Raw genomic sequence first — 23,723 nt, 5'->3', positions numbered from 1 at the left:
ATTGCTATAACATTAGCAGGGAAACATAGAGCTCCAAAGCTACTGCTGACATTAACAAAAGAAAGTAGAAGAGCCCCAATACACAAAATTTCACAAAAGCTTTTACCAACCCATTTTTATACATTTTCTTAACAGATAAAAACGCATATAGGCTAACCGCAACGAAACATATAAAAAATATCCAGCCCTGCATCTCTCCCATATTTATGTTAAAAATTAGCACGATTCCTATGCCATATAAAAAGTAAGCAAATGCATGTAAGTGTATGGCGTGAATAAGGTGTTCAACATAAAATTTCTTACTCTTTAGATGCAGTAACATTAAAAACAAACCAAACAAAGGCAAAAGAATAAACATCATGATGGGTAAATTCCGCAGGGAATTAATGAGGTATAAATTAGAGTTAGCAATAAATGCCCTTTGTTGTTCTACTTCCAAATTAGAGTTAAAGAATTCGCGATCCAATATTTTACTAAATGCTGAATCAGTAATTTCATCATCAATAGCATAGGCTTTCAACTGAGGCCACTTCATACGCCTTCGAGATGAATCTGATGGGACTGAAACAGAGTCTTCCTTGTCATTTATAATACCTATCAACCCATTCTTACCTATTGCTTCTTCAATCTCCCTCCTATCGGTAGAATCCATTGCAGCCAGACTTGCTTTATTATCTGATGAAGAATAAATTTTATTCATTAAAGTATCTGTAGCATTAGCCGGCACATTAGCACTTACTATAAAAAAGTAGAATAAAGAAAAAATAAGATAAAGCCGGATAGGGTGAATATAGTAATTCCTTCTCCCCTTATTGAATTCTAAAGTTAGCTTACCCGGGTTGAGCAAGAAAGGCTTCATCGTTCTGAATAATGTGGTATCAAAGCTCAGGTAGTTAGAAAAAAAATCCTGAATAAATACTAAAATAGAAACCCTTTGATCTAAATTCTTCTGTCCACATTCAGGACAATAGTTCTCTGCATTTGGAAGAGCCTGTCCACAGTTCAGGCAACTTTCTTGTTTTCTTGTACTTTTCAATTTTCTTTAAAAGATTTAATGAGGAAAAGTACATATAGAACAGTAGATTAAAAAATCTATCCTCATGATTTTTTATCCCTTACATTCTCAAAATTGTATGGGCAATGTCTGCACTTATTCCCACAACAATAACCTCTTTTCAAATGGTATTTTTCGGTAAAAACGAAAAACCCGTTCTCCATATAGAAATCATCTTTTTCTATGGAGAACGGCTGATTTTTATCTTTTTTCATAAAATAGCTACCGGATTTTTATTATCGTCAATTGCTACCATGGTAAAACGACCGGAAATTGATTTTTCCCGACTTTCAGAATACATTTCCTCGGTGAACACATCTACCTGCACATCCATACTGGTGTTTCCCACACGAATGACTGTGCCTACCAGCTCTACTATGGTGCCGGCAGGGATAGCTGTATTAAAATCAATTTTATCACTACTTACTGTCACCATTTTCTGTCGTGAATACCTGGTAGCCGTAATAAAAGCCACTTCATCCATCCACTGCAAAGCAGTTCCGCCAAACAATGTATCGTAATGATTGGTGGTATTTGGGAATACAGCTTTGGTCACTTTTGTAATAGACGCTTGAATTTTATCCGCTTTCATTTTATTTATTAGTATTCCACTTATTATACTAGTGAAAGTTAATCACAAATCAATTCCTCAATTGAATATAAATTGAGTAGGCAACACACCTGATTCAGTTATTTCGTCAATTATTTCACCCTCGGCCGAATAGCGTATTACTTTCCCTTCTCCGGCATAATCCACACCATCAGCAAGATAAATTTCACCACTATTAGGATCAACACCTAATGCATAAGGTAACTCCAACGTTACATTAGAAAGTACATTCATAATAGATGAACTACTTATGATATATTTCTTAACACTACTAGTACTCTTCTGATAAAAATAAATCTCATTTTCGAATAAATCAATATCCTCTAATGCTCCATCACCCAAATCAACAGTTTCTTCAATAGCAGTAACATCCGAATTAAGCTTTACAAGCTTTCCACTAGTACAAATCACCCATATACTGCCATTATCATCCGATATTATTTCAGCAGGGCCAACCGGTAGCTCTATATCTTCAATTATTTGTTTGGAGTCAGTATTTATTACTGTAAGATGTTTTATACTGCCATCCCATTTCGCACGGCTTACTAACAGCTTGTCATTCTGTAAGAAAACATTTTCCACATAATCACCTGATTCAATCACCTCAGTTACTTCATTATTTTGAAGATCAATTTTTAAAATATTACTATCTGTTAAATTATAATTTTCATCATAAGGTCCCCAATTACTTAAATAGCCAGTATTTCCGGAAATGGCCAAATATCTTGGCATATCCATTCTTTCACTGGTGATATTTCCTGCAGACAGCATAGTCTCTGAGTCAAAAATTTGTATAGAATTACTCCCATTCAAAACGCTATATATTTTGCCATTATGTTGAGTAGCACTTTGTTGAACATCACCTATAAATGATCCATTCGCATTATTATAGGCTAATGCTTCATACTCCATACTCTCCTGGTTATAACTTGCGACAGTGGCATTGTTTTTGGTAAATCCACCTTCATGAAATACCATGACATTAGTTGTTACCGATGGAGTTTTTTCATCATCATCACAAGATGAAAAAATGAAAATCATTGCCAATAAGACAAAAAAGGATTTGTTAAGTAGATTAAATCTCATCATTTGTTAAAGTTTATTTGATATTGAATTGATAATTGGTAATTCCTTCCCGGCATGGCATAGCCTGAATACACCTGATACTCTTTATTAAAAATGTTTTTTACTCTCCCTGCCAACTGCCAGGGTTTTGACTTCCAGCCTATTCCCAAATCAGAAATTAAAAATGATTCTAAAGCAAAAGTTTCGGAATTGTTATTAGTAGTGTACACTTTACCTGTCAATTGATGGAAAGTGTCCAATGAAAACTGCCTCCATCCTACAGAAATGGTACCGTTTCCCTTATGAAATGGTGTATATATAAGCTGTTTGCCTACTTCATTTTGATTGACCTCAGACTGAATAACAGTTGACTTGATGTAACTGTATTGAACTCCTGATTCTATATTTACCTCATTCCCCAAAGGAAAATTGGCTGAAAGGTTCATTTCCAGCCCTTTCGCAATTACTTCTTTTATATTCCTTGGCCTCCATTGATTGTTGGAATCTGGTGCCCATTGGATCCAGTTCTCCACCTGATTATGGAAAGCTGTCACAGATGATCGTAGTTTCAGCATATCCCATTGATGTTGTGACGTCAATGAGATTTCCTTATTCCATCCTGTTTCAGCATTAAGCACGGGATTGCCAACCTCATTCCAATAGCGGTCATTAAGTGTTGGCAGCCGGTAATTAAATGAGGTATTAGCCTTTATATGGATTTGATGTTGCTGATTCCTCCACATTTCATAAGAAAAACCAAGGTAAGGTGATAGGGGTATTTTAACACCATTCATCAATTGTTGCTGTAAATGCACTGCGTAATCAATGCCTTCTGAAATTTCGCCTTTTAATTGCACGCCCAAGTTATAGCGTTGCTCTTTGCCCCCACCCTCCTGATAAGATTCATTTTGTGCCTGAATATAATTATGACGAGCTGAAAATTTAACTTGATGTTGATTAGATAAATAATATTTATAATCTGCAAAGCTTTCGATTCTTTGGACTTTAAGATAGGATATGCTATGATCCTGACGATAAGTCATTTCATCCTGAAACAAACCGGATCCCATTGATAATTTACCACTATTATCTGCGTACTCGTAGTTGAGGATAGATCTGAAATTTTTGTCCTCCTGATTATTTATTATCCTATTATTATTGTTGCTTATAACAGGTTGGATTTCCCTAAAATTATCATTGTACCAAATAGCTGCTTTTAAACTGCTCCTGTTATCAATTTGATAACCTATCGTTTGATTGATTCCTTTGCGCTCAAAATAAGCATTATTTTGCTTTTGTCCAGTGGGCAGTACTTCGAAATCATTATCAGATTTGCCCCAATACAGTCGGGTATCAAAAGCCCAATTATCAAAAGAGCTTTTCGCATTTATACTGGTGCTATATTGTCCGAAACTCCCTACTTGCTGGCTTAGCACAATAGCTGGAATAGCGTTAAAGTCTACATCATTTTGTAATAAAACACTACCTCCAAATGCTCCATTCCCACCAGTGCTGCTACCGCTTCCCGGAATGATAGTAATTTCACCAATTGCCTGTGTGGGAATAAGAGAAAAATCAGTCATCCCTAATGTGAAGCTGTTGATGTTAAAATTATTCCAAAGTACTGAGGTTTGGCTGGCATTCGTACCACGAAAAGCAATGGTACTCAACATTCCATTACCATATTCCTTTATGTGAATACTGCTTTGCTGTCTTAATACTTCACTAATATTATCTGACTGATAAAATGTAAGCGTTTTTTCCTTAGGTATAATAATACCATTTCCTGGAAGGAATTGCTTTTCAAAATTGCCCATAACAGTCACTTCCTGCAAAGCAATTGCAGAATCAACAGGGATTTGTGCATAAATATTCAGGGTTAAAACCCAAAATAGAATTACTATACCTAATCGCATATAAAAAAATTAAAAATGCGACAGATGTAAAATCAGATGTAAAAAAGTATGCTTATAGCTTTCGTACATTCATGACCTTTCACCCGAAAGTCTAAAATTGTTAAGAATTGTGGCAGGTCTCCTGACTCGTCCCTGATGTGGCGGCCTTCCCATCCCGGTTTCCCGGAACAGTGGCAAAGGTGTGCACATCTGTTAAAATTGGACTTACAGTTGCGGGGACAGTTCCGGAATAATAAATAATTACTTATTTAAGCACCGGATTCCCTTTTAATTCCGAACCATCGCAGATGTTTCAGAAACCATAATTCAATGCAAATGTAGAGAGAAGATTTATTATAACAAACAAAAATGAGTTGTTATAATAAATCAGGAAGGTTAAATGTAGTTTAGCCATTGACTTTAATAATCAACTGTTACTCTGTAATGGTTATCTATAGCCTGATTGGTCACTATAGTATGTTCAGCATTTAAAAGGGATTTTTCATTGTATTGAGTAAAAGAGCAACAATCTTCTGACACACTTTCTGCATCTACTCTTATCACAAAAAGTGCATTATCTTCATATAAAAACTGGTAATTCTTTAAGCCTTCTTCCCAGCCTATTTGCTGCACTTGAATAATTTCAATTTCATTAATTGTTTCAATGTCAAAATTAAGACTTTGCTCATCTTCCAAACGGATTACTTTGAGCTTATTAGTGTCAAAAGCAGGATCTGAAAGAGCATTTTCCTCCTGGGAATTGATCAATTCGAAATGAAAGGACTGAGGTGGCGTGAAGCAAGCGTAATCTTCACAATTATCTCCAAATATATTACAAGATTGGAGACAAACCACCATTATTAATGCTAGTAAATAAGATAGTTTTATCATGAGAAATGAATTTAAATACGGATTAATAATTATACTAATCTACTGACACTATCTGAAAGAATAAAGTTGGAATGTGAGGCTTTAATAATTGCTCCTTAAATCAAATTCTTCTTTTTTGGAATCGAGCAATTTACCCTGAAAGCATTTGAGCACACGGGCGGGATGTTTTTCTAAAAAGCCATGGTCGTGGGTTCCCATTAAAATAGCTGTACCACTTTTATTGATATCTGTAAAGAGTTTAAAAACTCCATCTGAAACTTCGGGATCCAAGTTTCCGGTAGGTTCATCGGCAATCAGTAAAACGGGTTCATTCAATAAAGCACGGGCAATTACTACACGCTGCTGTTCTCCTCCTGAAAGTTGATGGGGCATTTTAGAATCCACGGAGCCCAGACCTACCTGCATGAGCACATCAGCCATGCGAGTTTTCATTTTAGAACGTTCTTTCCAGCCGGTAGCTTTCATTACGAACATCAGATTCTCAGCTACCGTCCTGTCTGGCAACAACTGGAAATCCTGAAAAACAATACCAATCTTTCTTCTTAGCTGGGCAATTTTCTTAGCAGAAATACCATTGATTTTAAATCCGGCTACTTCCATGGCGCCTAAGCGAAGCTCTAAATCCGCATACAAGGTTTTAAGCAATGAACTTTTTCCACTACCGGTTCGTCCAATGAGGTAGGCAAACTCCCCTTTTTCCATAGAAAGATTAATATCACTCAATACTGCTACATCCTCCTGGAAAATAGTAGCATTTTCTATTCGCACAACCGGATCATTTGAGAAAGATGCTGCCATATTTAAATATCTAATGCTTGAATTTTGCCAAAAGGCAATTCATTAATTAATTTTTCAAGAGCTTCCTCCTTGCCTTCTAAACCATACTTCTCAATATTCTTAAGTGGCCTGTCAGCTCTGAAGTAGGCTATCAAAACGAAATTCTCATCTCTTAATTGAATATAATCAGGAATTTTTGCTTTTCCTTTTACTTTAATGATGTACATAAGTTTTCAATATAAGGGATAAAGAAGAACTTTTCCAAAGTTTAAAAGTTTGGAAAAGTTCCGGCATTCCTATTAAGCGTTTGATTTTTTATGATCCGCCAAAAATTTAGCCAGGCCACTATCGGTTAATGGGTGGTTCAACAAAGCAGTAATTACGTTAAGTGGGCATGTCACTACATCTGCCCCCATATTAGCACATTCAATTAAGTGCATGGTATGACGTACTGAAGCTGCCAAAACTTCTGTTTCATAGCCATAATTATCATAAATACGAATAATATCTTCAATTAAAGTCAAACCATCCGTTGAAATATCATCCAATCTGCCAATAAAAGGAGAAACATAGGAAGCTCCTGCTTTGGCTGCCAATAAAGCCTGACCCGATGAAAACACCAATGTACAATTGGTTCGGATATCCATTGCAGAAAAATATTTAATGGCTTTGATACCGTCTTTGATCATGGGTACTTTCACCACAATTTTATCATCAATTTTAGCCAATTCCCTTCCTTCTTTGATAATTGTATCAAAATCAGTAGCAATTACTTCAGCACTTACATTGTTATCTACTATATCGCATATAGCTTTATAATGTGCACGAATGTTTTCATCACCTTTGATGCCTTCTTTGGCCATTAAGCTAGGGTTGGTGGTTACACCATCCAAAACGCCCAAATCATAAGCTTCTTTAATTTCGTTCAGGTTGGCGGTATCAATAAAAAATTTCATAGTAGTCAGTCTGTTTTAAGAATTTTATTTCTGCTGCAAAGTTAGGATTTTAATCTTAAATTTTGCCTAGAATGTTGGAAGAAAGAGACTGAGAAAATAGAGGGGAATAAAAAGTGGCAAACCAACATCGCACCGCTACGACCGCCTACCCTTGCTACCTTCCGGTCCTGGGGGAGTTCAGCAGGAGCTGGTCGTGCCGATTTGCCGTTGCAAAGATAGATAAATGTTATGATAATGTAAACCCGAGTTTGAAAATATTTAGCTAAATATGTTAAACGATTGATAATCAGCTTAAAAAATTTGAGCCCTGAAATTAAACTCTCATCAGGATTATAGCTTGAATAAAGTAACATTACGCAGCTCACAAGTAATTACCGAAGAGACTCTATTTAATTTAACCTAAAGTAAAGAAGGCTTAGGGCTATTATCCGCTCCTGCAACTTTAAGTATCAGGCAAAAAAAAGCCCCGAATGAATACATCCGAGGCCTTTTTACATTAGTTAAAAAAAGAGATTTAGTTAATCACAAAGTTGGTATTAACCACCTCTTTAATGGTTTTTGCTTTTATGATATACATTCCTTTAGCCAAATCGCTCACATCAATTTTAGAATAATCATCTTTTACCATGATTTCTTTCACCAAAGAGCCTGTATTGGTATAAATTCTAACAGGTTCATTAGTGTCAATATTTTTGACATTGAAATTGATAGCATCATTGGCAGGGTTAGGGAACAACTGATAACCTCTGCTATTGGCTTCATTTCCTAAGATATCGCTGCTATTGTCCTCAGTCATTGCAACCATGGAAGAAGTACTGTTCACAATGTTAACTGTATAATCCTCAACTTCTCCATAAGCAAAAGTTTCGCAAGGAGTACCCTGGGAATTATATTTCATAGTTACACGCATACGAGTTTTTCCTAAAAGAGCACTTGATGGTATGTTCAACGTAGCACTTAATAAATTACTGCTACTTGAAGAACCATTCACCAATCTTTCGGTGCTACTGAATACGCCATCCTGATTTAAATCAACCCATACACTCCAATATTCATTATAACTGCTACCACTAAATCCGGCCTGTACATTCATAGAGGTTGAACCACCACGGGCTACAGAAGCTTCCTGAGAAGTAAAATCACCATATCCACCATTATCACCACTTGTATTGTCAATAGAGCCTAAAACTACTCTTCTGATCCACTCATAGCTTGAGTTGTTACCTTCGGAATCACAATAAGTAATCTGAACAGGTGCATCAGTTGTGAAAGTAGCTGATGAGGAATAATTACTTGTAGTTCCACCACATACACTTCTTACCTGAAATTCATATTGCGTATCAGCAGAAAGGCCGCTAACTGCCTGGGAATTACTACTAGCTGTTAAATTACTCCATGAAGAAGAACCGCTTGCTCTTACTCTAAGACCATAACTATCAGCTGATTCATTTGACCAGTTAAGTGTTGCTGTAGTTTCTCCAATATTTGAAGCTGAAAGTGACCCTGGTACAGTACATACCACGCCTGTTCCTTCAGTAATGTTAACCGTATAATCTTCTACTTCTCCATAGCTAAACGACTCACATGAAGTAGGTATACCATTATATTTCATGGATACCCGCATGGTAGTTTCTCCTGTTGAAGCACCTGCAGGAACTGTAAAACTTCCACTTACAGGAGTGTTTTGTGTGGCTGATTGTGTCCATACTTGCTCTCCGGCATCAGTGAAATCACCATCTTTATTATAATCGATCCAAACACTATACCCTTCTGCATACACAGTACCTGTCCATTCCGGGGTAATAGTAATTGTATAAGCTTCGTCCTGGTTTAAGTCAGTGGATAAATTGGTGTAATCCGCATATCCGCTACTACTGGCACCAGTTGTATTGCTGATACCTGCAACAGCTACTTTTCCAATATACTCATCAGCTACGCTATTTCCATTGGAATCACAATAAGTGATTTGTACTTCAGTTGTAGTAAATGTTACTGAACCACTGTATGAAGAAGTTGTACCATCACTACATTTGCTTCTTACCTGAGCTTCATATTGTGTAGAAGCTGAAAGACCTGAAAGGCTGGTAGAAGTTCCTGATACTGCAACAGTAGTCCATGAGCTACTTGAGGTAGCTTTGTATCTAACATCATAAGAAGTACCTGATACCTGATCCCATCCTAAAGTTGCTGTAGAAGACCCTACATTTGAAGCATTTAAATTATTAGGTGTGCTTACTTCACAAGCTACAGGATCACCTGATATACCTGTTACAATTAAAGAGAAATCCTGGCTTCCACCTGATAAACTCCCTTTATGAGTTACTGTAATTGTATAAGTTCCTGAAGCATTGTTAACATCTATTCTTTCATAAGGATCTACATTATTGTCACCTTGAGTATTTGAACTAACACTTGTCAATTTGTAAGGAGAAAATGTTGATCCTCCCTGAGTTACACGAATATCAAGATCATTCACCAAAACTGGCGTGTTATCATTAGTAGTTCCCGTATTTGCAGTACCTGCAAGGTCAGTCCATGAAATGGAAGCTAATAACGGACTTGTTCCGTCCGACTCTACAGTAACGCTGTAAGATTGACCTGAATTTAAACTCAATTCTTCAATTTTGGAAGCATTACCATTTTCAGTAATAGCAGTGGCTGCTGCTTTGGCATTCAATAATCCCCATCCAAAAATGGCATCAGGACCGGTAATACCTGCATCATCAGCGGTATGTAAAGCCAAACCTTTTAATGTAGCTGCTTTCATATAACTTCCTGTAACATCAGAGGCATGTTGTTGTAATAACAACAAAGTACCAGTAACATTTGGTGAAGCCATTGAAGTACCTGTAATAGAAGCATATGCTGTATTGCTGCTTTCATAAGTAGAGTAAACACCTGTTCCGTTCCCCGTAATATCAGGCTTGATCCTTAAATCATCTGTTGGGCCTTCACTACTTGAACTGTTTATTGAAACAGAATTAAGGGTTCCATCAGAAGCTATATTAGCATCATTGGCATTAGCCACTACCATATTATTTTTAGAAGTAGCATGTCCGGTCAATTTATCATATGCTGAATTACCACCAAGAGGAGATCCGTTATAGTTAGTACTACCATCATTTCCTGCTGCAACAACCATTAAATAGTATGGAGAATTATGCATCAAATCATCCCAATCCCTGGAGTCATCTATATAAGCTCCAAAGTACCAGTCAGGCACCAGGTCAGAACGATAGCCATAGGAATGGTTTGAAAGCAACATGCCATTTGATGCAGCGCTAGTAGCCTCTGCAATATCACTGTTCCAGTCGCTACCAATTGCTTTGGCATGTGGAGCCATACCTTTAGCATCGGCATCTACTCCTGAAGCGATAATGGTTCCTGTAACGTGAGCAGCGTGAAAATTCAAAGTAGAAGATCCATCACCAATTGAAAATCTGTTACTTCCTCCTGCTCCATCATACTCCTGATGTGTTCCTCTGGCCAATCCGCCATCCCAAACATAAGCAGTCATATTCTGGCCATTGAGGCTGAGCCCTAATGAACCTCCTGAATTCAAATGATCTGCCCTGGTTGATTTAGCTGCATCCACATTATAAGTAGTATAATAGATAGGTTGCCCATCCGCAGTCAGTTTTTGTAGTTCTGCATAAGTACCATCTTCCATGGTGATTTTCACATCCCATCCCATTCTTTGGGCCATATCAAGGGCTTCCTGCTTTTCACGAATAGCTTTACCAGCAAACTGGCTTTCCATTGTGCTAAGCTTTCCTTTATTATAATCTTTTGTGAGTTTAGTAATCTCTTGCTTTGTTTGAGCAAAGGAGATACTCATTGGTAAACAGAAAATGATCATTAGCATTTTCCAATTGGTAAAATTGCGTTTCATAAATTTTGTTTTAGGTTAGAAAATACTGCATCCTGATCCGGATGCAGATAAAAATTACTGGTTTACTTTATAGTTATAGGTTGTATAAAGACTTTGAGAGATTGAGGTCAGCTATATTCCATCGAATTAAAATAACCGAAATAATACAATAGCTGCCTTATGTAATTCATATTATAATATTGTTGCAAAATTCTTTTAAATGCACTCATACTATATTGGGTTTTGGTCGAAACGAGATATTAAATATCTCCTATTATCACAAATATACAAATTTAATTTGGAACAAAAATATTACATCGTATTTTTTTATAATTTATACTTTTAATTTCGCTATTCGACTATAAACCGCTATTTAAATCTGTATAAAGCGTATTATTAGAATAATATCATGTAATATTTAGTCTTTAAATGAAACATTAAAATAACAATACTTATTGTTTTTGTTATATTTTTAATACCAGAGTATCTTTATATAAATTAACAGTTTAGATAAAAAAAATAGGGTTAACCAATCAATGAAACTCCTTATTTAATAACAAGCACTTTTAAAGAAATCATAGTTTTATTCAACATTTTTGAAATTCATTACATGGTGTAAGTTCCATGATTTCTATAAAAAGAAATGAGGTCAGCCGAACTTAAAACAGGCATATTTGTTAATAAAACTGTAAATGAGTTTTACGATAATTTTTACAAGTGATTTAATTATTGTAATCTTGCACTCCTCTTTAAGGGGAGGAAATTAGTTCTTTAACATATGGGGTTGACCGGTATTGACGGTAAGTGTGAATTGTGTATCAGCATGTCGGGTGGAGAGTGTACATCCGCAAGTAATTCACTCCAACTATAATTGGCGAAAATACTTACGCCATGGCTGCCTAATCTCCGTTTAATTACAGAGAGTAGGGCTTAAAGGGTTGAGTTCCTACAAGAACTCCCCGGCCACATCCCTCAGCGCTTCGTTTTTCCGGGGCTGAATCAGGGGTGTCGACTAGGAGAAACTAGCAGCTATGATGCTATTAAGTAGTTGCGAAACTCAAATAGATAAGCTCTGTACAAGGATTGTTACCTTCCATAGCAGAGACGAAAATTAAATTGGTAACTAAGCATGTAGAGGATGCATTGTTTCCTTATCCGGACGAGGGTTCGACTCCCTCCAACTCCACCTCCGCCCCCCGAAGCTTTAGCGAAGGGGGGCTTTATTAGCATATTGCCAAATTAATCAAGTTACATCTTTCATTGCAATTAGGGCTTCGGTGGAGAAGCTCCACATATTCGTCCTCCAAAGCTTTAGCGAAGGGGGGCTTTATTAGCATATTGCCAAATTAATCAAGTTACATCTTTCATTGCAATTAGGGCTTCGGTGGAGAAGCTCCACATATTCGTCCTCCAAAGCTTTAGCGAAGGGGGGCTTTATTAGCATATTGCCAAATTAATCAAGTTACATCTTTCATTGCAATTAGGGCTTCGGTGGAGAAGCTCCACATATTCGTCCTCCAAAGCTTTAGCGAAGGGGGGGCTTTATTAGCATATTGCCAAATTAATCAAGTTACATCTTTCATTGCAATTAGGGCTTCGGTGGAGAAGCTCCACATATTCGTCCTCCAAAGCTTTAGCGAAGGGGGGGCTTTTTAATTTACCCACTCAAGTTATTCTAGCCATATCTATCTTAATGCTTCGGTGGAGAAGCTCCACAACCATGTCCTCCGAAGTTTTAACGTAGGAGGACAATTAATCCATTTGTACTTTCCTTTTGCGATTTCTTCTATTAAATTTATTGCCAACCAAAATTAATAGATAGAATTATGCATTATGTTTACCTAATCAGATGCTGTGATGATAAAATATATACTGGTTGCACAGGAGATTTAAAGAAAAGATACAAAGCTCATCAGGATGGAAAAGTTAAATTTACTTCAACCAGAAGACCATTAGAATTAGAAGTTTATATCGCATTCAAAGATGAATACAAAGCCTGGGCATTTGAAAAATATTTAAAATCTGGTTCAGGTAAGGCTTTCTCTCAGAAAAGATTCTTGTAAAAGAATCTTTAGTCAATTTATTCTTAACCTAATTTAATTTAGGTTTAAAGCACCTCCTCTCTAATTCGCGACCCTTCAAATAAAAAATGATGCTATATCTTTAACTTAAATTGTCTTTGACTGAGAAAACCGTTCATGCTCTCCCATTTTCACATAGCCCAATTGGTTGGTCAGCATAACAGTTTCCCCTATTTTGAAAGGATCTGTATTGCTGTGATTGTGGCCGTGTATCCAGTAATCCACAGCACTATCTTTTATTAAATCGGAAAGCTCTGTGGCAAAGGCTTCATTCAGTTTGCTTCCTTTATGCTTCTCCGGGAAATTTTTAAAAGTAGGAACATGATGTGTAATAACTATAGTAGTGACATCCTCTTTTTCTCTGCTCATTGCATTTTTAAGAAATGAAATATCTTCATCATAGAGTTGATTATAATCATCAGGAGTAAAATTCCCATCACCATTTTTAATCCAATTAAAATCAGGCCATTGCTGAGTAAAAACATCAAAATTTTCTTCTGATAATTTCGACCATAATGAGGTAAATATCAATCGAAATCCTTCCAGTTCAATCTCTTTATTATTCAGAAGATACACATTCTTTCTTATTTCTTCTATAAAACTTCCTGATCGATCTTTAATATCTCTTTGATAATATTCATGGTTTCCGGGAATCCAATATACTTTTTTAAACTGATCGGACAGCTTATCAAAAAAGCTTTCAAATTTATGCATTTCGGCAAAGGGGACAATATCGCCAGCCATCAATAAAACATCACCATTAGCCTGAATCGGATGTTCGTCAAGGAAAGATTTATTTTCAGGAAATTCCAGATGCAAATCGGAGCAATACTGTACTTTCAACATAACATTAGCCTCTATAATAATAAAATCATTTACACTTGTTACGGATAAATACAGTAACCGGATTAAGTTACTTTCAAAAAAGCCCCACATAATGATAGTCCCTTTGCAGATAGGCCGACCTTGGGGCAATCTGTGTTTCTGCCAAAGCAACATCAGAAACATCATTGAATAGTTCAGATCAATGCAAAGGATTGATTCAACCTTCAACCAATTAGAAAATTCAACTATTCGGATATTTAATCTGAAATTTGAAAGGAATCATTACTTTTTCAATGCAGGATACGGAACAAAATCATTTTCTCCTGGCACCTTGGGGAACTCCTGATTGATCCAGTCTTTTCGGGCTTTTTGTAATCTTTCTTTATCAGACGAGACAAAATTCCAGTTAATATACCTCTCTTCAGGAAAAGGCTCCCCACCAAAAATATAAACGGTAGTGTTCTCCCCTATTTCGAACTCACAAAGGGTACTATCTTTTGCAATGAGGATTTGTTTTGGTCCATAGCTATGACCCTCGCTTTTTATATTGCCTTCTAAAATATATAAAGCACTTTCGCCAAATAAGTCGTTACCTAAATTCAGCCGCTGACTTTTGGTACTTTTAATTTCAATAAAATATAAGTGACTATGCACCGGTACAGGTGATTGTTTTCCAAAAGCTTTACCGGCAATTAGCTTGATCTGCAGCCCATCTTGCTCCCATTTCGGGATTTTATCAGCCTCTATATGAGTGAAAGAAGGATTGGATTCCTCTAAATCTTTTGGTAGTGCTACCCAAATCTGTAATCCATGTAAACTTTTATCAGAATTCCTTAAGTATTCAGGAGTGCGCTCAGAATGCACCACTCCTTTTCCTGCAGTCATCCAGTTGACTGCTCCGGGTTGAATTTCCATTTCAGTTCCCATACTATCCTTATGCATAATAGCCCCTTCAAACAAATAAGTGAGGGTTGATAAACCAATATGCGGATGCGGAGGTACATCAAGGTTTTCATGATCTTTCAATTTGGCAGGTCCCATATGATCAATAAAAACAAATGGACCTACAGCCCTTTTTTGCTTAAATGGCAATAACCTGCCTACCATAAAATTACCAATATTGGCGGCACGTTCCTCTATTATTAGCGAAATATTCGACATAGAAGTGACTATTATATTTAATCTCGTTTAGTTAATCCTTTATTTTAACCTAATTTTTTATCCTCCCATTCTCCAAAAAGAAGAATCACCTTAACTAAGTGATAGGATGTTATGTTTTCTACACTCATCTGATTTTTGAAGAATAAAAGCAATTACTCTTCCCCCCAACCCCAGGGTATCTCGGGAGCTTCAATCTCTTTTGTTAAGTCAAATTCTACTGTAATATGGCTGTCATTATTCACCCTCCTGAGATTATAGGTAAAAGTAGAATCACTCACTGTTACCCACCAAACATTACCCGCTGCGTAGGGAATCAGATCAGCGGTTTCCTGATCAGCGGGAAAATATTGTAAGTTTTTAAAACCGGTGTTCGAGCTTGTTCCACCATACATGGTTACTTTATCAGGACTACCGTCCTCATGTCTGTGGTCATGTTTGAGTTGGATACCACTTTCCTGCCGGGTAAAAACCCAGGTTCTTGAACGATTCTCCCCCACTACAAAAGGGATTTTAATCTGATTATCTGAGCAGGCAATCACGTGCATTTTCAATTCCTGATCCTGAAAATCTTTTGGTACAGGCTCAGTTATGATTTTGCCAGCAAAGGCTTTTCCACAATGTTTGCTGAGCTCATTCCAAAACTGTAGCTGTGGATTTTCTTTTTTCTCCTGAATTTCCTGCGCATAGGATGTTGCTGCAAATAAGCTTAGGATAACAAAAAACAGGTTTTTCAACATATGCTCAATTTTATTTTAAACTAGTTATGATTTAAAACTACCTAAATTAATCGGTTCATATTCTGTTTTTATCTTTATTCCTCTTTGTAGTAATGAGAGTAAAAGCATTTCTACTCAAGCTGTCATTCATTTCCCTAATCACAAGGTCCATCCTTTCAGAGGTTTCTTTCATTTTATCAATTAAATAACCCGGATCTTCATATTTCTTAAAAATAGAGATCAAACCCAACATACTGCTTAAAGGGCCGCGTAGTTTGTGGGACGTTTGGAAAGCATAATCGGCAAAATCATCTAAAAGTGCTTGCTGATTAATTTCCAGTGCTTTACGCTCAGTAATATCATAGTTAACAGACATATATTTATACACTTCCCCCGAATGGTTTTTAATAGGACTAATAATCATATCCACCCAAAACAAATCTCCTGCCTTAGTTTTATACTGTACATCACCACGCCACAATTCACCTTTACTTATCTGCTCATTTACACCTTCCCAAAAAGCTTCATCATGATAGTCTGTTTCCAACATTTTAACAGGTTGTCCTACCAACTCTGCCTTGCTAAAGCCGCTTACTTCGCAAAACAAATCATTTACTTCCTGAATCCTTCCGTCTGTGCCGGTAATAGAAACAAGTGCTGCTTTATCCAACGACTTTTGAATATTTTCCCGTTCAACCTCGGCCATCACCTTTTTATTTACATTAATGGCTGTAACCAATCTGCACTTCATGCCTTCATATTCTGTTTGATGAGAAAAAACATTCACATAAAACAACTCTCCACTTCGGTTAAGGTGCATCCATTCACCACTATCCCCAAACTTACTATATTCTGTGCGTAATGAATGATCTAGTTTGGCATGTTCCGAAGAAGGCCTTAAATCATATAATGTCAAATTTTTAAACTCTGAGGGGCTATGGCCATATTGATAAGAAGCAGCTCTGTTGGCAAGCAGGATTTTGTAGGTGCTGAGCTCATAAATCCACATAGGATTGGGATTGTTCTCGAACAAGCGCTCAAAATCATTTTTGATAAGCAATAGTGATTTCGTTCTTCGCCTGATAAGATAATAAAGAAGAACAGCTGTAATGGCCACGTATATAACTCCCTTTAAAGATCCAATCAAATAAATTAAAGTTGCAGGGACCACAGCCACACGTTCTAAGTAAAAAAGCAATTTATCACTTAGGGCAATCCAGAAAAAACCTAATACAAGATAAATTAAGGGGATAAACCAATCCTTTTCAGATAGCTTCATATTCATTAGTTTCGGTTGATATGTTTCAATTTACTAAAATCTGATAAAACATAAGCAATTCAGCATTTCTATTATCCATTAACGTACTGCAGAAGTAAACCATTATCAATCCGGTGTATCTACATATAGAAAAGCAGGTGCTCCAATATTTGTAAAAAGATACTTTGCTTTGTGAACAAAATTCTATCTTTGTAGAAAATTCATAAAAATGGCGAAACAGGTAAAAAACCCGCAGGGTTCTTATACAATTATGACAGAGTTGGTATTGCCCAATGACACTAATCCTCTTAATAATTTAATGGGGGGCAGATTAATGCATTGGATGGATATTGTTTCAGCCATTACTGCCCAAAAACATTGCAACAGGATAGTAGTAACAGCTTCTGTGGATAATATTTCATTTGAACACCCTATCGCTCTGGGGGATGTAGTTACTTTAGAAGCCAAAGTGACCAGGGCTTTCAATTCGTCTGTAGAAGTACATATTGTAGTAAAAGGAGAAAATATCCCTTCCGGTAAAAAATACGCTTCCAATTCTGCCTTTTTTACTTTTGTTGCAGTAGACCAATCTGGCAGGCCAATTGATGTGCCTGAACTGATACCTGAAACTGAGGGAGAAAAAGAACTTTTTGATGGAGCATTACGCAGAAGACAGTTACGACTGGTGCTAGCCAAGAGAATGAAACCTGAAGATGCCACCGAGTTAAAATCCATTTTCAAATTGGATACAATCGATAAAGGGGAGAAAGAATGAAAATAGAAAAGGAATTTCTGCCACTCATATTTGAGAATGACCTCATCTACTCAGTAAAAGATGAGTCAGAAGTACCCACTTACGAGCAACAGGAATTAGTTGAAGAAAAGACACCCTCACAAGTGGCGGAACCTGCCCCTTCTCTTAAAACTGGTACAAAGAGCCCGGCAGTTCCGACAAAAGCTTCCAAGCCGGTGCTTATATTGGTAGATGAAGATTTTAGTGCAGCGGAAGATGAAACGCTTCAAAAACTACTATCTGCTATTCAGGTAAAAGCAGTTCATTATGAAATTGTACGTTCCCATCCTGAAAGCCTTAAAGAGTTGGGAACACTTAAACTCTTCCTTTCCTTTCATAAAGATTTCGTAAAAGAAGACCAATACACACTCCATACTATTAATACCACCAAAATAATTTATGCACATAACCTGACTGAGCTTAACAGAGACCAGCAAAAGAAGCTGATGCTTTGGAATCTCTTAAAATCCATGGTGAAGAAATAAACATTCACTAAAATTCAATTATAAAAAAAATCTCATATCACTATTTTTCACAATCAACAAATCATTATCTACAAAATAATTTGGTTTACATTATAAACTATACTATGTTTGTAGAAGTTAAGGAATAAAAATAGCCATTACTAAATGACGAGAAAATGGAACAGGAAAAATTAGAAGTGAATCAAAGTCTGAATATTATTTCAGAGATGATAACAGCCAGTAGATATAATCTGGCAGAAGATAGAATTATTTATCTAATGTGGGGCTATGCAGTAGCTATCTCTGCAATAATCCATTATATTTTACAATTCCAGCTAGGTATTAAAGAAGCCTATTATGTTTGGTTCAGCATGCCTGTATTAGGTATCATCCAGACTATTTACTTTGCCAAAAAGAAAAAGAGAAAAAGAGTGCATACTTATGTCAATAGAGCATTAAGTTATATTTGGTTGGGATTTGTGCTTGTCTTAATTTCGTTGCTGATAATAAGTCCGCAAATAAGCTGGGGTGGTGTGTATCCTGTTTTCATGTTTCTTTACGGAATAGCTACTATTTCAACAGCAGGTGTCATAAAATTCAAGCCACTTGCAATTGGGGGCGTGATTAGTATATGCTGCGGAATCATTGCCGCCTATCTTGCATTTGAATATCAATTATTATTATTGAGTATGGCTATTATCTGTAGCTTTGTGATTCCCGGTCACCTATTAAAAAATGCCAACTAATATGTTTGAGCCTTTAGATCCTTTGTTACATTCTCAATTACGATTGGCAGTGATGAGCCTTTTAATGAACGTAGAAGTAGCAGAATTTAACTATATAAAAGAAAAAACCAATGCAACTGCCGGAAACCTTAGCGTGCAGGTAAATAAGTTGAAGGATGCAGGATATATTGCTGTTGAAAAAAGTTATAAAGACAACTATCCGCTCACTACATGCAAAATCACTGAAACAGGCATAAATGCTTTTGAAGCATATTTAAATGCCTTAAGATCTTATATCAAACCAACATAAAAAAATTTACAAAATCGGTTTACTTTATAAATTACTTTACTAAAATAAAAAATCATGAAAACAATCAATCTATTTTTAATTATCTACATAGTAATGTGCACTAACATTGCTTACGGCCAGGAGGTACAAGCAGACTCATTGGCAAAGGCTGAAATGATAAAACTTAATTTCCTTGAAGGAAACTGGAAAGGTTCCGGTTGGATGATGGGAGCCGATCGAGAGAAACATAGTTTCCAGCAAACTGAGAAAATAAGTTTCAAACTTGATCACACTATCATGCTGATTGAAGGAAAGGGTACAAGCAATGGTAAAATTATACATGATGCAGTGGCAATTGTCAACTATGATAAAGACAACAGGCACTATAATTTTAGATCGTACCTGAGAGATGGAAGGTCAGGGGTTTATAAGGCTGAATTAATCGAAGAAAAACTTTACTGGTACCCTAATGACAATATCCGCTATATAATATATTTAAATGATGAGGGACAATGGTTTGAGATTGGGGAAATCAATAAAGGAGGTAATTGGTACCAGTTTTTTGAAATGACTTTAACTAAAGAATAAAAAAATCCAGACCGTGCTTTCGGTCTTTTTTAATCAAAATTTAGTTTACAAAACAAACTTATCTACAATGAAAAATAATATTTTAAAATTCGCACTAATGCTGGTAGTATTTAACATGATACTGACAGGAGTAAAAGCACAAGTTAAAACTACCATGTATAAAGCCTATTTAACCAACAGTGAAGCTTTATGGAAACAAGCATTTAACCAAGCTTCTTCAGGTAATAATCCTGAACAACTGGCTCATGCTTATTACGGATTGTTAAATAATGCAATGGCTTCAAAAAATGAAGAACTATTTGATTTTCATATAGATAAAGCTATTGAATACTTGGAAAAGCTGGAAGAGCAAAATACCCATAAAGCAGAAGCCATGGCATTACGCTCTTCTCTATACGGTTTTATCATGGGGTTTTCTCCCTGGAAAGGAATGTACTACGGCCCTAAAAGTGGAAGCGCAATAGAAGGTGCTTTGAAGTTGGATAAGGAATCAGGAATTGTCTGGATGGTAAAAGCCTTCTCCTTACTTTATACTCCGGAGGCTTTTGGAGGCAATAAATTGCAAGCAGAAAAAGCCTTTGAAAAAAGTATCAGCACTTTTGAAATGAAAGGTGACACTATCTCTAATTGGCTTTACTTAAATACTTTGGCAGGATTGGGGCAAACTTACTTAGCCAATGAAAAGAAAAAAGAAGCAATTGCCACCTACAACAAAGCGCTTGCTATAGAACCTGAATTTACCTGGGTTTCAAAAGTGCTGCTCCTAAAAGCCAGTAAATAATATTCTTTGAATTTTCTTATTTGACCATGAGATTTTTATTATTCACTTTGCTGTCACTTGTGCAAGTTGCAGCATCAGTAGCACAATTTACCTTTTCGGGGCATGTAACAGATGCGCATAGCAAGGAACCTCTAATTGGGGCTCATATTATATTCCCGGCTTCTATCGATCAAAGCACCATAAGTGACGAAACAGGCTTCTTTAAAATTGCAAACATGAAAGAAGGAGATACACTTATTATCTCCTATACAGGATATACTGAAAAGATTGTACAGGTAAAAGCCAAAGAAGTTCCTCGGAAACTAATGTTAGCTCCCAAGCACTTAAAGCTTAAAGAAGTCAGCGTGCGAGCCTCTGTGTTGGGAGCTGAAAACTTTTCTTTCATTAAATTGAAACCTATTAACATTTACCAAAATCCTAATTCTAAAGCCGATCCATTGGTAGCGGTAAACACAAGTGTTTCTTCTACTACCAAAGATGAAAATGCCGCAGTTTCCTTTAGAGGGGCTTCTCCCAACCAAACAGGCTACGTGCTAAATGGAGTACCCTTGAAAAACCCGGTAAAGTATGCTCAACTCACTAATACAGGCACATTAAGTATATTTAACACGGATTTCCTCAAGAGCGTCACTGTTTTTCCGGGAAATCCACCACTGGAATATGGTCAATCCACTTCCGGTACTATCGTGCTGGAAATGGCAGATCGGTTTCCAGATTATTGGCAACACACAGCAAGTGTATCAATGGCCAATACAGGTTATTCCCTCAGAGGACCACTGGGAAAAAGAACTTTTCTAGGTCTGTTTGCCAATTATCAGTTCGATAAAGCAATAAAGGCGGTAAACCCTAAAAACTTCGAAAACATAAATGCTTTCAAATCATTTGATGGTGCCATAATGTTGAGTTCTCATCAGAAAAAAGGGTCTGTCAAATTTTACCAATATGGGCTGTGGGATCAATATAATTTCCAATTCAGGCACCCGAGTTATCAAAGTGGATTTCTACAGGAAGCTGTAAGAAGTATTTCCACCTTGCAATGGATACGGGAAGTTGCTGATTGGCAAATAACAGCAGTTCTGGGAAATTCCTTTACCAACAATCAATTTAACTTTGGTAACCTCAATTATAAAGAAACAAACCTGGATCCTTACGGAGCAGTACATCTCACACAGCTAAAAGGTAATAATTTATTAAAAATCGGCTACTCCTATTGGTTTCAGAAAAAGAGTTTGTCCGGTGGTTTCCCCAATTACGACTATGCTTTAGCTCCGGAACACCCCTCTGTAACATTAACTGGAAATCAACAGCTGGCTATTCATGAAGCCTATTCATTTTACAGAAAAAAACTCCAAAACCATTCTTTTGGAGCCGGGATCAGGCTGGGTTATAGTCCTGAGATTGAAGAGGAACTTTACAGCTATCAGCTCAATTATTTATGGAAATTTCACCCTCAAATCAAGATAAAAGCAGGTGTAGGCAGGTATTATCAGCTTCGGAATACAGAGAACAACAGGCTCATTATTGCCCATCAGAGCAGCATTGATGTCAGTTTCAAACAAAATAAAATAGCCATTGACCAAAGCTTCTATTATAATTTTAGAGGTTCAACCGCAAACACAAAAGGATTGGAAACTACTTTTAGCTACCATCCAAATACTCAATTACAAATTGACCAGTCCTTTTCCCTGATCTCAGGCCTCCACAAGACCAATCAGTGGTTTACAAGATCCTTTCTCATCTATAAACCTTTCGAAAGTTGGTCTGTCAATGCTTCTTATCAATCCTTTAGAGGGGATGAAGTGAGCCTTATTACTTCAGCATTATTCAATAATGATTTAAATGTATTCAATCCCGCCAATCCGAAAACTTCCCTTGCGTTTAATCCATATCATAATTTTTCAATGGGAGTTAATAGATTGTTTTCTTTAGGAGAAAAAGCCAATGGAATAATTTTTCTTTCCATGGCTAATTTGTTTGATGTGAAAAATAGCCATAGTCTCACCTACAATTTTGATTATACAGCATATGACAGAAACTACTTATCCAGACGAAGCATTTATGCAGGAATCGTTTTAAATTTCATCAATTAATGTCAGGTGTAACCGATTGATAATCAATAAAAAATCGCAATCTCTGATTTTACTTTTCAGAAATTTAATATCAAGTCTGATACAATAACTTACATTACATCCATTCGTAGATAATTAAATAGTGTTTTTTCATCTTAAATAAAGAAACTATGGACGTTGTCGACTTTTTAATTTTGCTATTTATCGTTTTAGTAATTGGGTCTATTTTTTCTTACGGCTTTAAATCACGTGGCCCTTGGGGGTCTATTTGGGCCTTCATGTTAGTATTGCTTTTAGCAGGCTGGGCGGGAATGCTTTGGATTACACCTACAGGCCCCGTTTATTGGGGTTTTGCCTGGATTCCTATTGTCTTCTTTATTTTACTAATAGCAGCACTTTTGGGAGCGGCTACTCCTTCTGCCCGACATAATGATATAGCGCATCAGCCTACCAGGCCCAGGAGAGAAAGAGTGGATGATGAAGAGGAAGAAGTTGTTGCTCTAGGCCTATTCTTTTGGATATTTATCATTTTTCTGATTATTGCTATTTTGGTGGGCTTATTTGTATAACCATCAAAAAACTTATATCTCCCAGTCGAATGATAAATATTAATTCACTATCAATCGAAATTGAGATCAAATAATAACAAAAAACCTGTTTCATATTTAAACAGTTTTTTTGTTATATTCCAGTCTTTGGCCAAAATCAAAATATGATTTCGCGTCATGAAAATGATTGGTACTTTCTCTCTCTCTCTCTTTAGCAATAGTAAATATACCCAATGATGGTATTTGCGATCTTTGACTTAACCTGATACTGCTTGATCCTTTTCCAGCTAATTGATAAATTGAGGT

The 23,723-nt window shown here is 36.4% G+C and carries 23 protein-coding genes, 2 other RNA genes and 1 riboswitch; of the genes, 10 read left to right on the top strand and 15 right to left on the bottom strand.

Features of this window, described 5'->3' with window-relative positions:
* Positions 1–4: 4 nt before the first annotated feature.
* The 11 genes from JKA74_RS01010 to JKA74_RS00960 all read right to left on the bottom strand — a co-directional run bounded on the left by JKA74_RS01010 (position 5) and on the right by JKA74_RS00960 (position 11,140).
* A complete protein-coding gene (locus JKA74_RS01010) occupies positions 5–1,036 on the bottom strand; it encodes a DUF3667 domain-containing protein (protein WP_201429287.1) in 1,032 nt (343 codons plus the stop codon).
* Positions 1,037–1,098: 62 nt separating this feature from the next.
* On the bottom strand, positions 1,099–1,269 hold the full coding sequence (locus JKA74_RS01005; RefSeq protein ID WP_201429286.1) for a DUF5522 domain-containing protein: 171 nt from the start codon (positions 1,267–1,269) through the stop codon (positions 1,099–1,101).
* A complete protein-coding gene (locus tag JKA74_RS01000) occupies positions 1,266–1,646 on the bottom strand; it encodes an acyl-CoA thioesterase (protein ID WP_201429285.1) in 381 nt (126 codons plus the stop codon). The genes JKA74_RS01005 and JKA74_RS01000 overlap by 4 nt, the downstream gene beginning before the upstream one ends.
* Before the next feature lie 57 nt (positions 1,647–1,703).
* Positions 1,704–2,753 carry a DUF5074 domain-containing protein gene (locus JKA74_RS00995; protein ID WP_201429284.1) on the bottom strand — a complete coding sequence of 350 codons (1,050 nt, stop codon included), beginning with the start codon at positions 2,751–2,753 and terminating at the stop codon, positions 1,704–1,706.
* A complete protein-coding gene (locus JKA74_RS00990; protein WP_201429283.1) occupies positions 2,750–4,645 on the bottom strand; it encodes a TonB-dependent receptor plug domain-containing protein in 1,896 nt (631 codons plus the stop codon). The genes JKA74_RS00995 and JKA74_RS00990 overlap by 4 nt, the downstream gene beginning before the upstream one ends.
* Before the next feature lie 94 nt (positions 4,646–4,739).
* Positions 4,740–4,964, bottom strand: a riboswitch (cobalamin riboswitch).
* A gap of 80 nt (positions 4,965–5,044) precedes the next feature.
* Positions 5,045–5,515 (bottom strand): hypothetical protein, encoded by a 471-nt coding sequence (locus tag JKA74_RS00985; protein ID WP_201429282.1) that lies wholly within the window; start codon positions 5,513–5,515, stop codon positions 5,045–5,047.
* A gap of 81 nt (positions 5,516–5,596) precedes the next feature.
* Positions 5,597–6,313, bottom strand: a complete 717-nt coding sequence (locus tag JKA74_RS00980; RefSeq protein ID WP_201429281.1) for a cell division ATP-binding protein FtsE — start codon at positions 6,311–6,313, stop codon at positions 5,597–5,599.
* A gap of 2 nt (positions 6,314–6,315) precedes the next feature.
* Complete coding sequence (locus JKA74_RS00975; protein WP_201429280.1) at positions 6,316–6,519, bottom strand: fructose-6-phosphate aldolase; 204 nt, start codon at positions 6,517–6,519, stop codon at positions 6,316–6,318.
* A gap of 72 nt (positions 6,520–6,591) precedes the next feature.
* Positions 6,592–7,248 carry a fructose-6-phosphate aldolase gene (gene fsa / locus JKA74_RS00970; protein ID WP_201429279.1) on the bottom strand — a complete coding sequence of 219 codons (657 nt, stop codon included), beginning with the start codon at positions 7,246–7,248 and terminating at the stop codon, positions 6,592–6,594.
* 110 nt (positions 7,249–7,358) lie between these two features.
* An RNA gene (ffs, locus tag JKA74_RS00965) (signal recognition particle sRNA small type) lies at positions 7,359–7,456 on the bottom strand.
* A gap of 306 nt (positions 7,457–7,762) precedes the next feature.
* The gene (locus tag JKA74_RS00960) at positions 7,763–11,140 is read right to left on the bottom strand and encodes a GEVED domain-containing protein (RefSeq protein WP_201429278.1); all 3,378 of its coding nucleotides are present in this window, start codon (positions 11,138–11,140) and stop codon (positions 7,763–7,765) included.
* A gap of 759 nt (positions 11,141–11,899) precedes the next feature.
* Here JKA74_RS00960 and ssrA point away from each other — a divergent pair.
* Positions 11,900–12,308: a transfer-messenger RNA gene (gene ssrA, locus JKA74_RS00955) on the top strand.
* A gap of 637 nt (positions 12,309–12,945) precedes the next feature.
* Positions 12,946–13,182, top strand: coding sequence for a GIY-YIG nuclease family protein (locus tag JKA74_RS00950; protein WP_201429277.1), 237 nt, complete (start codon positions 12,946–12,948; stop codon positions 13,180–13,182).
* A 105-nt stretch (positions 13,183–13,287) separates the two neighbouring features.
* On the opposite strand, the gene JKA74_RS00945 is transcribed toward JKA74_RS00950, so the two are convergent.
* The 4 genes from JKA74_RS00945 to JKA74_RS00930 all read right to left on the bottom strand — a co-directional run bounded on the left by JKA74_RS00945 (position 13,288) and on the right by JKA74_RS00930 (position 17,181).
* Positions 13,288–14,253 (bottom strand): metallophosphoesterase, encoded by a 966-nt coding sequence (locus JKA74_RS00945; RefSeq protein WP_201429276.1) that lies wholly within the window; start codon positions 14,251–14,253, stop codon positions 13,288–13,290.
* A gap of 54 nt (positions 14,254–14,307) precedes the next feature.
* Entirely contained in the window at positions 14,308–15,186 is an 879-nt protein-coding gene (locus JKA74_RS00940; protein WP_201429275.1) for a pirin family protein, read from the bottom strand.
* A 152-nt stretch (positions 15,187–15,338) separates the two neighbouring features.
* Positions 15,339–15,923 carry a hypothetical protein gene (locus JKA74_RS00935; RefSeq protein WP_236587471.1) on the bottom strand — a complete coding sequence of 195 codons (585 nt, stop codon included), beginning with the start codon at positions 15,921–15,923 and terminating at the stop codon, positions 15,339–15,341.
* Positions 15,924–15,978: 55 nt separating this feature from the next.
* Positions 15,979–17,181, bottom strand: coding sequence for a PAS domain S-box protein (locus tag JKA74_RS00930; RefSeq protein ID WP_201429274.1), 1,203 nt, complete (start codon positions 17,179–17,181; stop codon positions 15,979–15,981).
* A 208-nt stretch (positions 17,182–17,389) separates the two neighbouring features.
* On the opposite strand from JKA74_RS00930, the gene JKA74_RS00925 reads away from it, so the two are divergent.
* From JKA74_RS00925 to JKA74_RS00890, 8 genes are all read left to right on the top strand, one after another.
* Positions 17,390–17,935: an acyl-CoA thioesterase gene (locus tag JKA74_RS00925; RefSeq protein ID WP_201429273.1), complete on the top strand. Its 546-nt coding sequence runs from the start codon at positions 17,390–17,392 to the stop codon at positions 17,933–17,935.
* Entirely contained in the window at positions 17,932–18,438 is a 507-nt protein-coding gene (locus JKA74_RS00920) for a hypothetical protein (protein WP_201429272.1), read from the top strand. Before JKA74_RS00925 ends, JKA74_RS00920 begins: the two co-directional genes overlap by 4 nt.
* Before the next feature lie 155 nt (positions 18,439–18,593).
* Positions 18,594–19,163 carry a hypothetical protein gene (locus JKA74_RS00915; protein ID WP_201429271.1) on the top strand — a complete coding sequence of 190 codons (570 nt, stop codon included), beginning with the start codon at positions 18,594–18,596 and terminating at the stop codon, positions 19,161–19,163.
* Position 19,164: 1 nt separating this feature from the next.
* The gene (locus JKA74_RS00910; protein ID WP_201429270.1) at positions 19,165–19,452 is read left to right on the top strand and encodes a winged helix-turn-helix domain-containing protein; all 288 of its coding nucleotides are present in this window, start codon (positions 19,165–19,167) and stop codon (positions 19,450–19,452) included.
* Between the two features lie 54 nt (positions 19,453–19,506).
* Complete coding sequence (locus tag JKA74_RS00905; protein ID WP_201429269.1) at positions 19,507–20,019, top strand: hypothetical protein; 513 nt, start codon at positions 19,507–19,509, stop codon at positions 20,017–20,019.
* A 67-nt stretch (positions 20,020–20,086) separates the two neighbouring features.
* On the top strand, positions 20,087–20,800 hold the full coding sequence (locus JKA74_RS00900; protein ID WP_201429268.1) for a tetratricopeptide repeat protein: 714 nt from the start codon (positions 20,087–20,089) through the stop codon (positions 20,798–20,800).
* A gap of 26 nt (positions 20,801–20,826) precedes the next feature.
* The gene (locus JKA74_RS00895; RefSeq protein WP_201429267.1) at positions 20,827–22,890 is read left to right on the top strand and encodes a TonB-dependent receptor; all 2,064 of its coding nucleotides are present in this window, start codon (positions 20,827–20,829) and stop codon (positions 22,888–22,890) included.
* 149 nt (positions 22,891–23,039) lie between these two features.
* The gene (locus JKA74_RS00890; protein WP_201429266.1) at positions 23,040–23,438 is read left to right on the top strand and encodes a hypothetical protein; all 399 of its coding nucleotides are present in this window, start codon (positions 23,040–23,042) and stop codon (positions 23,436–23,438) included.
* Positions 23,439–23,723 lie beyond the last annotated feature (285 nt).

Origin of the sequence: Marivirga aurantiaca, from assembly GCF_016679925.1 — a bacterium.
In the GTDB taxonomy this organism is placed as follows: domain Bacteria; phylum Bacteroidota; class Bacteroidia; order Cytophagales; family Cyclobacteriaceae; genus Marivirga; species Marivirga aurantiaca.
The sequence above is the reverse complement of the archived record's forward strand: the minus strand, read 5'-3'. Positions and strand labels throughout refer to the sequence as shown.